This is a genomic window from Brevundimonas sp., assembly GCF_031082345.1.
In the GTDB taxonomy this organism is placed as follows: Bacteria; Pseudomonadota; Alphaproteobacteria; order Caulobacterales; family Caulobacteraceae; genus Brevundimonas.
On record NZ_JAVHLH010000250.1, the window covers coordinates 1 to 4,133 of the forward strand.

The window sequence follows — 4,133 nt, forward strand, 5'->3', positions numbered from 1 at the left end:
CGAGCTTGATGACGCGGTCCGCCCACTCCTCGAGGCGCGGATCGTGCGTGACGCAGATGACGGCTGCGCCATGTTCGGTGGCGGCGCGGCGCAGCAGGCGGATGACCACCTGTCCGTTCTCGCCGTCGAGGGCGGAGGTCGGTTCGTCGGCGAACAGGATCTGGGGGTTCTTGGCCAGGCAGCGGGCGATGGCGACGCGCTGCTTCTCGCCGCCCGACAGCGCCGACGGTCGCTGATGCAGGCGCGGGCCGAGACCGACCTCCTCCAGCGCGATCGTCGCCTGCTTTCTGGCGTCCGCCTTGGACAGACCCTGGAACTTCAGGACGATCTCCACCTGCTGAAGCGCGCTCAGCGCCGGGAACAGGTTGAAGCCCTGGAAGATGAAACCGCAGTGGTCGAGGCGGAATTTGTCGATCTTGCCGGACGACAGCTTCCACAGGTTATCGACGTCCAGCGTGTCGACACGCCCTTCTTCGGGGCGCAGCAGGCCGGACAGGGCGGCGATCAGGGTCGATTTGCCCGAGCCGGACGGGCCCATGACCATGGTCAGGTCGCCGTGGCGCGCGTCGAAATCCACGCCCTTGAGCACCTCGATAAAGGCCTTCCCGGACTTGAACCGCTTCACCAGGCCCTTGGCCTCGATAGCGAAGTCGCCGTGCTTTCCGTGGGTTCTGGTCTTGCTCATCGCAGCAGATCCGCCGGTTGGCTGTTCTTGAGGATGCCAAGGGACAGAAGGCCCGAAAGCATGGAGATGATGACGAGGCCGCCGCCGACGACGATCAGCAGGATCGGCGGCAGGGCGATGATCACGGCGTTCGCCAGGGCGAGCATCTGCACCAGCATGGTCAGGCCGATCGCGGCCGCGACGCCGACGAGGCCGACCCAGAAGCTGAGCTCCATGACGATGCGGTTCAGAGAGCCCATGCCGACGCCAAGCGCCCGCAGCGAGGCGAACTCCTTGATGTTGGCCATGATGGCGCCGCGCAGGGTCTGCCAGGTGATCGCCACCCCAATGATGGTGCCCAGCACCACGCAGCCGCCGATGATGATGACGAGGATGCCCTCCTCGAACATGGCCCCGGCGTTGGCGTCGGCCAACTCCTGACGGGTCCAGGCCTTCCACTGGCCGGCGCCGAGGGCGTTCAGCTGGACCGCGACCAATTCGGCCTGGGCCGGATCGCGCAGTTTGACCATCAGCGGACCTACTCGCGGTCCTGTATCGGCCTGGCCGAGCATCCGCAGCGTGTCGCGCGACATGACGATATTGGCCTGCATCATGTTGGGGTAGCCGCGGGTGATGCCGACCACAGTCACCGTCTGGCCGTTGTATAGAGCCTTGTCGCCCAGCTTGACGCCGAGCTTGCTCACGGCCGTCTCGTCGATCGCGACGGTGTATGGCTGGCGCAGGGCGTCGACCAGTTCCCGGGAATAGTCGGTGGGAATGGTGACCGCGCCCGGCGTGGTGTCGATGATGCTGGCCTGGACAAACTGCTGCCGCGGCGCGCCCATCTTGGCGCGGTCGGCCTGGGACATGGTCGGATCGACATTCTTGACGCTCTGGAATGATCCGCCGGCGCCGTCGAGCGGTTGAACCTCGACCACCTGCGGGTTCCGGTAGGCCAACGGAATGAACCGGCGGGGCACGCCTGACGGTCCGCCGATCAGGCTCTTGGCGCCGGGTTGCATGATGATGATGTCGGCGCTCGACCGCTCGATGGTGGCGGTGAAGCCCTTTCCGATGCCGATGAAGACTCCGGTCATGGCCAGCACCAGCAGGCCCGACAGCGCGAGCGCCATCACGGCCGCCATGTAGCGGCGCCACTCGTAGAGCAGGGTGGAAAGTGCAAGCGACATTGAACGGATCGGCCCCCGGGTTTCGTCGCTATGTGACGGCGCCGACGGTCAGGGCCAAGTTAAATCGGGTTAAGGCCATGTGGACGGGCTTCGTTCATCGGCGCTAGGTAGTGAGCTGTAGAACCGGCGGAGCCGGCATCCTGGAGACGACCCGACATGATCCTTCGTTCGCTTCGCGCCGCCGTAGCGGCAACCGCCTCCCTGGCCGCCGTCGCCGGCGCCATGGCCGTGACCGCCGTTCCTTCCACGGCGCTGGCCGACGAGGGGATGTGGACCTTCGACAATTTCCCGATCCAGACCGTGAACCAGAAATACGGGACGCGACTCGATCAGGCGTGGCTGGACCGGTTGCGGCTGGCCTCGGTCCGCATCCAGGGCTGTTCGGCCTCGTTCGTGTCGGACGAGGGACTGATCCTGACCAACTGGCATTGCGTCGTCGGTTGCGCCCAGGAGCTGTCCGACGCGCAGAAGGACTATGTGAAGAACGGCTTCACCGCCGGGACGCGCGAGGAAGAGGTGCAATGCCCGGGCCAGACGGCCGAGGTGCTGACCGAGATCACCGACGTCACCGACCGGGTGCGCGCCGCGGGCGAGGGCCTCGAGGGCGCGGCCTTCAACGCCGCCCGCCAGGCGGCGGTCAACCAGATCCAGACCGAAGCCTGCGCCGGCGACACGAAGTTCAACTGCCAGGTGATCAGCCTGTACCGGGGCGGGCAGTACAGCCTGCACAAATTCCGCAAATACGACGATGTGCGGCTGGTCTTCGCGCCCGAGAACCAGGCGGCCTTCTTCGGCGGGGACCCCGACAATTTCAACTTCCCGCGCTACGCCCTCGATGCCGGATTCCTGCGCGCCTACGAGGACGGCAAGCCGGTCGAGTCGCCGAACTTCCTGAAGTGGAGCGCCGAGGCGCCGGACGAGGGTGACGTGACCTTCGTGTCCGGCAACCCGGGCTCGACCTCGCGCCTGCTGACCATGAGCCAGCTGGAGCGGCTGCGCGACCAGCAGCTGCCGATCACCCTGATCCAGTCCTCGGAACTGCGCGGTCGCCTGCTGGAATATTCGCTGACCGGCGAGGAGGCCAAGCGGGTGTCGTTCGACCCGATCTTCGGCCTCGAGAACAGCTTCAAGGTCTATTACGGCCAGCAGGGCGCCCTGACCGATCCGGCCTTCATGGCGACCAAGCGGGAAGCCGAGCAGGAGCTGCGCGCCCGCGTCGCGGCCGACCCCAGCCTGGTGCAGCAGATCGGCGACCCGTGGGCCGAGCTGGATCGTGTGCAGGATACGGCTCGGGATCTCTACCTGCCCTACCGCCAGCTGGAGCAGGCGGCCGGCGGCGGATCGCAGCTTTATCAGATGGCCCGGGCGGTCGTGCGGGCCTCCAAGGCAGAAATGCCGGCCGACCGACGCGCGCGCCTGGCGGCGATGCTGGGCGAGGAGACGCCGATCTCGACCGACATGGAGGAGATCCGGCTGCGCTACTGGCTGTCCAAGACCCGCGAGTACCTGACCGTCGACAATCCGCAGGTGAAGGCGATGCTGGGCCGCGAGAGCCCGGAGGCCCTGGCCGAACGGCTGATCGAGGGGACCCGGATGACCGACGCCGACTTCCGTCGCGAGGCGGCCGGGATGACGCTGGAGCAGCTGAAGGCGGCCGACCCGCTGCTGGCCTTCGTGGCCGCCAATGACGACGCGGCCAAGGCCATCGCCGACCGCTGGGCGGCCGAGGTCAACGCCCCTACCGCCCGCGCGGCCGAGAAGGTCGCCCAGGCCCGGTTCGCGGTCTACGGCACCAACCAGTACCCGGACGCCACCTTCAGCCTGCGCCTGTCGTACGGCGAGGTGCGGGGCTGGACCTATCGCGGCGTGACGGTGCCGCCGTTCACCTACATCGGCGGCCTGTACGAGCGGGCCACCGGTTCGGAGCCGTTCAACCTGGCCCAGGCCTTCGCCGATGCGGAGTCGCGGGTGAACAAGGAGGTCGTCTACGACTTCGTCTCGACCAATGACATCATCGGCGGCAACTCCGGCTCGCCGGTGGTCAACGCCGAGGGCGAGGTGATCGGCGCGGCCTTCGACGGCAACATCCACTCGCTGGGCGGCTCGTTCGGCTACGACGGCGAGCTGAACCGGACGGTGACGGTGTCGACGGCGGCGATCACCGAAGCCCTGCGCAACGTCTATCCGAACCCCCGCATCCTCGAGGAGCTGGGGGTCGAATAGCGATCCTTCTCCCCTTGCGGGAGAAGGTGGCCCGCGCAGCGGGTCGGATGAGGGGT

3 protein-coding genes are annotated in these 4,133 nt (G+C 67.2%); 1 reads left to right on the plus strand and 2 read right to left on the minus strand.

Annotated elements, in window-relative coordinates:
• A partial coding sequence (locus tag RDU12_RS13340; protein WP_308685096.1) for an ABC transporter ATP-binding protein occupies window positions 1–685 on the minus strand: 685 nt, incomplete at its 3' end.
• Window positions 682–1,854, minus strand: a complete 1,173-nt coding sequence (locus RDU12_RS13345) for an ABC transporter permease (RefSeq protein WP_300290664.1) — start codon at window positions 1,852–1,854, stop codon at window positions 682–684. The genes RDU12_RS13345 and RDU12_RS13340, both read right to left, overlap by 4 nt.
• A 156-nt stretch (window positions 1,855–2,010) precedes the next feature.
• Between RDU12_RS13345 and RDU12_RS13350 the strand changes: the two genes are divergently transcribed.
• Window positions 2,011–4,077, plus strand: coding sequence for a S46 family peptidase (locus RDU12_RS13350; RefSeq protein WP_300290666.1), 2,067 nt, complete (start codon window positions 2,011–2,013; stop codon window positions 4,075–4,077).
• Window positions 4,078–4,133 lie beyond the last annotated feature (56 nt).

What these genes read in the sequence shown, in the direction of transcription:
- RDU12_RS13345 (WP_300290664.1), bottom strand. Translation starts at nt 1,854, where the DNA reads ATGTCGCTTGCACTTTCCACCCTGCTCTACGAGTGGCGCCGCTACATG.
- RDU12_RS13350 (WP_300290666.1), top strand. Translation starts at nt 2,011, where the DNA reads ATGATCCTTCGTTCGCTTCGCGCCGCCGTAGCGGCAACCGCCTCCCTG.